The sequence below is a fragment of the Streptomyces niphimycinicus genome (assembly GCF_018883605.1).
Lineage (GTDB): Bacteria > Actinomycetota > Actinomycetes > Streptomycetales > Streptomycetaceae > Streptomyces > Streptomyces niphimycinicus.
Window position 1 is genome coordinate 1 of sequence record NZ_JAHLEM010000958.1, and the last position, 5,167, is coordinate 5,167.

Here is a 5,167-nt window from a genome sequence, read left to right on the forward strand (position 1 = left end):
TGCCGGTGCTGCCGCGCCGGGGCTTCGTCCTCGTCACCGAACCCCTGCCGCCCGCGACCGTACGGCACAAGGTCTACGCGGCCGACTACGTGGACGCGGTGGCCAGTTCGGACGCGGAGCTTCAGGCGTCGCCGGTCGTGGAGGGCACGGGCGGCGGCACGGTGCTGATCGGCTCGACCCGGGAGCGGGTCGGCTTCGACCGGCGGCCGTCCCCCGCCGCCCTGCGGGCGCTGGCCCGGGGCGCCATCGGGCTGTTCCCGGTGCTGGCGTCGGTGCGGGCGATGCGCGTGTACGCGGGCTTCCGGCCGTACTGCCCCGACCATCTGCCGGTCATCGGCCCCGACCCGCGCGCCCCCGGGCTGTGGCACGCCTGCGGCCACGAGGGCGCGGGCATCGGTCTCGCGGCGGGGACGGGGAAGTTGATCGCACAGGCCCTGACCGGGGCGACAGGCGAGGCGACGGAGCTGGACCTGACGCCGTTCGCCCCCGAACGCTTCGCAGCCGAAGGAGGGCGCGCATGAGCCACGCGAGAAGTGAGTGCGGCACCCGTAGTGGAGCGCCGTCGTACCGGCTGACCTTCGACGGCGCGGCGGTCACTGCGCTGCCCGGGCAGAGCGTGGGCGCGGCGCTGATGGCCGCCGGGATCGTGTCCTGGCGGACGACGCGGCGGGAGGGCAGGCCGCGCGGGCTGTTCTGCGGGATCGGGGTGTGCTTCGACTGCCTGATCACCGTGGATGGGCGCCCCGGGCAGCGGGCCTGTCTGGTCCCGGCACGGGACGGGATGCGACTGTCGGCGGAGGGCGGCGACGGCGAAGGCGACGGCGAAGGCGGCGGTGATGGCGATGTCGACTGATCCGCCGATGTATGACGTGGCCGTCGTGGGCGCGGGGCCCGCCGGGCTCTCCGCCGCCGTCGGCGCCGCCGAGGCGGGCCTGGACGTGGCGCTCATCGACGCGGGCCGGCTGCCCGGCGGCCAGTACTGGCGCCACGACGACGAACACCCCCCGCACCCCGGCCACCGCGACGGGCGGCTCTTCGCCCGCCTCCGCGCCCGGCTGCACCACCAGCGCCGCCTCGGCCGCCTCCACTACCTCCCCGGCCATCAGGTCTGGCTGATCGACCGCCCCCGCCCGGACACCGGGCCGTTCACCCTGCGCCTGAACGGGCCGTACGACACCGCCCCCGTCGAGCGGGACCGGGTGCGCGCCCGCGCCCTGGTGCTCTGCTGCGGCACCCACGACCGCCAACTGCCGATTCCCGGCTGGGACTTGCCCGGGGTGATGGCGGCCGGAGGCGTCCAGGCGCTGCTGAAGGGGCATCGGACGGCGGCGGGCAGCAGGGCGGTGGTCGCGGGCACGGGCCCGTTCCTGCTGCCGGTGGCGACGGGTCTGGCTCAGGCGGGTGTACGCGTCCTCGCCGTATGCGAGGCCAACCCGGTGCACGGCTGGCTGCGCCACCTGGGCGGGGCGGCGCGGGTGCCCGCCAAGTCCGCCGAGGCGCTGCGGTACGCGGCGCTGATGGCCCGCCACCGCATCCCGTACCGGACACGGGCCGCGGTGACCGAGATCCTGGGCGAGGACCGGGTGCGCGGGGTGCGGCTCGACAGTGGCGAGGTGCTCGAGGCCGATCTGGTGGCGCTGGGCTGGGGGTTCACCCCCGCCCTCGAACTGCCCCTGATGGTCGGCGCCGACACCCGGCGCGACCTCGACGGCTCCCTCGTCGCCGTGGTCGACACCCATCAGCGCACCACCGTCCCGGACGTCCTGGCCGCGGGGGAGACCACGGGCGTGGGCGGTGCCGCACTGGCCGTCGCCGAGGGACGGCTGGCCGCCCTGACCGTGGCGGCGGCCCACCGGCTGCCGGTCGATCCGCGCGCCGCGCGACGGCTGCGCGCCACGATCCGCCACGGCCGGGCCTTTGCCGCCGCCCTGCACGGCACCTACCCCGTGCCCGCCGGGTGGACGGATCGGTTGACCGAACGCACGGTGGTCTGCCGCTGCGAGGAGGTCACCTACGGGGAGCTGTGCCGCGCCCGTGACGAACTCGGCGCCGAGGACCCCCGCACCATGAAACTCCTGGCCCGCCCGGGGATGGGCTGGTGCCAGGGCCGGATCTGCGGGTTCGCCGTCGCCGCCGTCACCGCGTCGCTGACCGGCCGCCCGGCCACGGCGGAGGATCTACGGCCGCTCTCGGCCCGGCCGTTCGCGGCCCTGGTGACGCTGGGGGAACTGGCGGAGATGGCGGACGGGGACGAGGAGCCCGGAGCCGACGCGGCCGAGGAGTCCGGAGCCGACGGGGACGGCGAGCCCTGAGCCGACGGGGACGGGGAGCCCTGAGCCCCCGCCCCCACCCATCGCGCAGATGCCAGCTTTCGTACCCGAATCGTTGGACGAATGCCACCTGACCGCCGTGTACCGGCTCGCAGATGCGGAGCTACCATCGGCGGATGCATACGTACCGGATCGGTGAGGCCGCGACCCTGATGGGGGTCAGCGCCGACACTCTGCGGCGCTGGGTCGACAGCGGACGGCTGGCCGCCGAACGGGACGAGCAGGGGCGCCGGATCATCCCGGGCCCGGCGCTCGCCGCGTTCGCCCGCGAGGTCGCCAGTAGCGCGGAGCGCGACAACCCCGGCTCCTCGGCCCGCAATCGCTTCTCGGGGATCGTCACCGAGGTGATCCTGGGCGATGTGTCCGCGCAGGTGGAGATCCAGGCCGGGCCGTTCCGCGTGGTGTCCATGATCAGCCGCGAGTCGGCGGAGGAGCTGAAGCTGGAGCCCGGCGTTCCGGCCGTCGCCGTCATCAAGTCGACCAACGTGGTCGTGGAAACCCCGTGAGCACGCGCACCGAGAGCGGCAGTGGCACAGGCGGCAGCGGCAGCAGAGGCAGAGAGGGAGAGACAGACTCCATGACGACCCGTTCCGTAACCGGATCCCGACCCCGACCCCGAGTCCGTTGGACCTGCCGTGCGGTGGGCGGTTTCGCGCTCGCCGCCATGGCACTCACCGCCTGCTCCTCGGGCGACTCCGGTGACTCCGGTGACTCCGCCAAGAAGTCCGACGCCGGCTCCTCCTCGAAGAAGCCGTCCGGCACGGTGACCGTGTTCGCGGCGGCCTCGCTGAAGGAGAGCTTCACCGCGCTGGGCAAGACCTTCGAGAAGGAACACCCCGGCACCAAGGTCTCCTTCAACTTCGGCGGCAGCGACGCCCTCGCGGCCAGCATCACCTCCGGCGCCCCCGCCGATGTCTTCGCCGCCGCGAGCCCGAAGACCATGAAGACCGTCACCGACGCCAAGGACGCCAAGGGCACCCCGGCCACCTTCGTCCGCAACCAGCTAGAGATCGCGACCCTCCCGGGCAACCCGAAGAAGATCGCGACGCTGAAGGACCTCACCCGCTCCGGGCTGAAGGTCGCGCTGTGCGCCAAGGAGGTGCCCTGCGGCTCGGCGGCCCAGAAGGCGCTGGACGCGTCCAAGCTGAAGCTCACCCCGGTCTCGTACGAGCAGGACGTCAAGGGCGCCCTGACCAAGGTGCAGCTCAAGGAGGTGGACGCCGCCGTCGTCTACAAGACCGATGTGAAGGCGGCGGGCGGCAACGTCGCGGGCGTGGAGTTCCCCGAGTCCGAGCAGGCCATCAACGACTATCCGATCGCCCTGCTGAAGAACGCCCCCAACGCCGAGGCGGCCACCGCCTTCATCGACCTGGTGAAGTCCGCGCAGGGCCAGAAGGTGCTCGGCGAGGCCGGTTTCCTCAAGCCGTGACGGAGCAGAAGTCCGGGCCGGTGCCGGACGTCGCCACTGGCCCGGCGGAGGTTCTGGACGGCGGTTCGCGCCGCCGGTCCGGAACCCCCCGCTTCCGGGCGGGGGTCCCGCTGCCGCTGCTGCTGCCCGCCCTCGGCGGCCTGGTCTTCCTGGTGCTTCCGCTGGTGGCGCTGCTGGTCCGCGCGCCCTGGCGGAGCCTGCCCGACCAGCTCACCAGCGCCGCCGTGTGGCAGGCGCTGCGGCTTTCGCTGATCACCGCGACCGCCGCCACCGCAGTGGCGCTGGTGCTGGGCGTGCCGCTGGCCTGGCTGCTGGCCCGCGCCCGGTTCCCCGGCCGCCGGCTGGTGCGCGCCCTGGTGACCCTGCCGCTGGTGCTGCCGCCGGTGGTGGGCGGGGTGGCGCTGCTGCTCGCGCTGGGCCGTAACGGGATCGTCGGCCGCTGGCTGGACTCGGCGTTCGGCATCACACTGCCGTTCACCACGGCGGGGGTGGTGGTCGCGGAGGCGTTTGTGGCGATGCCGTTCCTCGTGATCAGCGTCGAGGGCACGCTGCGGGCCGCCGATCCGCGCTACGAAGAGGCCGCCACGACCCTCGGCGCCTCCCGCTTCACCGCCTTCCGGCGCGTCACGCTGCCGATGGTCGCGCCCGGTGTGGCCGCGGGCGCGGTGCTGGCGTGGGCGCGGGCGCTGGGCGAGTTCGGCGCCACCATCACCTTCGCGGGCAACTTCCCGGGCCGTACGCAGACGATGCCGCTGTCGGTCTATCTCGCGCTCCAGAGCGACCCGGCCGCCGCCATCGCGCTCAGCCTCGTCCTGCTCGCCGTCTCCATCGCGGTCCTGGCCGGGCTGCGCGACCGCTGGATGGCCGCCTCATGACCACGGACACGTCTCCCGCCGAGAACGCGGGGCCGGGCGACCGCCGGACGGCCGCCTCATGACCACGGACACGACTCCCACCGAGGACGCCGGGCCGCGCACCGACGGCCTCGACGCCCGGCTCGTCGTGGACCGTGGCACCTTCCGCCTCGACCTGCGGCTGTCCGCCGCGCCCGGCGAGGTGGTCGCCCTGCTCGGGCCCAACGGCGCGGGCAAGACCACCGCCCTGCGCGCCCTGGCCGGACTCACCCCGCTCACCACGGGGGCGCTGCGGCTGGACGGCCGGACCCTGGAGGAGCCGGAGCGCAGGCTGAGGACCCCGCCCGAACACCGCCCGGTCGGCGTCGTCTTCCAGGACTATCTGCTCTTCCCCCATCTCACCGCGCTCGACAACGTGGCCTTCGGCCCGCGCTGCCACGGGGTGCCGAAGGCGGAGGCCCGCGCCCAGGCGGCCGACTGGCTGGCGCGGATGGGCCTGACCGACCGCGCGGGCGCCAAACCCCGCGCCCTGTCCGGCGGCCAGGCCCAGCGGG

The 5,167-nt window shown here is 74.4% G+C and carries 7 protein-coding genes; all 7 read left to right on the forward strand.

Annotation, left to right across the window (positions count from 1 at the left end):
- The coding region (locus KN815_RS46095) for an NAD(P)/FAD-dependent oxidoreductase (RefSeq protein WP_216347753.1) at nt 1-521 on the forward strand (521 nt) is incomplete at its 5' end.
- On the forward strand, nt 518-853 hold the full coding sequence (locus KN815_RS46100; protein ID WP_216347754.1) for a (2Fe-2S)-binding protein: 336 nt from the start codon (nt 518-520) through the stop codon (nt 851-853). The genes KN815_RS46095 and KN815_RS46100, both read left to right, overlap by 4 nt.
- Nucleotides 837-2,312, forward strand: coding sequence for an FAD-dependent oxidoreductase (locus KN815_RS46105; RefSeq protein WP_253209669.1), 1,476 nt, complete (start codon nt 837-839; stop codon nt 2,310-2,312). The genes KN815_RS46100 and KN815_RS46105 overlap by 17 nt, the downstream gene beginning before the upstream one ends.
- Before the next feature lie 134 nt (nt 2,313-2,446).
- Nucleotides 2,447-2,836 carry a TOBE domain-containing protein gene (locus KN815_RS46110; protein ID WP_216347756.1) on the forward strand — a complete coding sequence of 130 codons (390 nt, stop codon included), beginning with the start codon at nt 2,447-2,449 and terminating at the stop codon, nt 2,834-2,836.
- A gap of 71 nt (nt 2,837-2,907) precedes the next feature.
- Nucleotides 2,908-3,759 carry a molybdate ABC transporter substrate-binding protein gene (modA, locus tag KN815_RS46115; RefSeq protein ID WP_372458642.1) on the forward strand — a complete coding sequence of 284 codons (852 nt, stop codon included), beginning with the start codon at nt 2,908-2,910 and terminating at the stop codon, nt 3,757-3,759.
- A 20-nt stretch (nt 3,760-3,779) separates the two neighbouring features.
- Complete coding sequence (locus tag KN815_RS46120) at nt 3,780-4,634, forward strand: ABC transporter permease (protein ID WP_372458644.1); 855 nt, start codon at nt 3,780-3,782, stop codon at nt 4,632-4,634.
- Nucleotides 4,635-4,692: 58 nt separating this feature from the next.
- Nucleotides 4,693-5,167 (forward strand): ATP-binding cassette domain-containing protein (locus KN815_RS46125; RefSeq protein ID WP_216347759.1); only part of this gene is annotated, 475 nt, incomplete at its 3' end.

Bases quoted from the DNA above. Each gene is read 5' to 3' on its own strand.
- KN815_RS46105 (WP_253209669.1), top strand. From the start codon at position 837: ATGGCGATGTCGACTGATCCGCCGATGTATGACGTGGCCGTCGTGGGC.
- modA (WP_372458642.1), top strand. From the start codon at position 2,908: ATGACGACCCGTTCCGTAACCGGATCCCGACCCCGACCCCGAGTCCGT.
- KN815_RS46100 (WP_216347754.1), top strand. From the start codon at position 518: ATGAGCCACGCGAGAAGTGAGTGCGGCACCCGTAGTGGAGCGCCGTCG.
- KN815_RS46110 (WP_216347756.1), top strand. From the start codon at position 2,447: ATGCATACGTACCGGATCGGTGAGGCCGCGACCCTGATGGGGGTCAGC.